Annotated in this window: 2 protein-coding genes; one reads left to right on the top strand and one right to left on the bottom strand. The window is 67.3% G+C overall.

The window, feature by feature from the left end; all coding sequences use genetic code 11:
- Positions 1–200 (bottom strand): DUF6919 domain-containing protein (locus K789_RS0121250; protein ID WP_029705617.1); only part of this gene is annotated, 200 nt, incomplete at its 3' end.
- Between the two features lie 149 nt (positions 201–349).
- Between K789_RS0121250 and K789_RS0121245 the strand changes: the two genes are divergently transcribed.
- Positions 350–568: LacI family DNA-binding transcriptional regulator (locus K789_RS0121245; RefSeq protein ID WP_416352825.1), on the top strand; the 219-nt coding region annotated here is incomplete at its 3' end.

The following is a 568-nucleotide window of genomic DNA, read 5'->3' as shown; positions in this document are numbered from 1 at the left end:
CCCGAGCCGCTGGATTCCGCGGCGGCCATCGCCTCGAGCGCCGCGGACAGGAGTGCGCCGTTCCGTCCCCACACCGGGTCGAAGACCTCCACGTACCAAGACTCGGCCAGCAGGAGGGCGAGGGTTTCGTTGGCCTCCTCGGACCAGTCCCGGAGCTGCTCCTCGGATACCGGGCCTTCGCTGCTGCCGAGGACCGTCACAGGAGCCGCCCAAAGGAGTCCCGCTCGGTGGTGTATCTGTTGTCTGCCATATTTGAACGCTACGCCTCCCTGGCGGTGGTAGTACTGGGGTCCCCGCTGACCACACACCAGGTAACATCCCCTGCAGGTCAGAGCGGGCCGGATTCCCGGTGGCCGACAGGTATTATCGATTCAGCAACGCCGCGACTCAGCGGCGGAGAAGTACCCGGGAGTCATCAGTGCGGCACGGATCCAAGTCCACCATCCGCGACGTCGCAGAGGCCTCGGGGGTGTCCCTGACCACCGTCTCCTACGTGCTTTCAGGCCGCCCCGGCGGAAACACCCGGATCAGCCAGCCCACCCAGGACCGCGTCCTTGCCGCGGCCCGC

It is taken from the genome of Arthrobacter sp. TB 26, assembly GCF_000427315.1.
Classification (GTDB): Bacteria; Actinomycetota; Actinomycetes; order Actinomycetales; family Micrococcaceae; genus Arthrobacter.
Note: the sequence above shows the minus strand (reverse complement) of the source record. Positions and strands in the feature narration are given on the sequence as shown.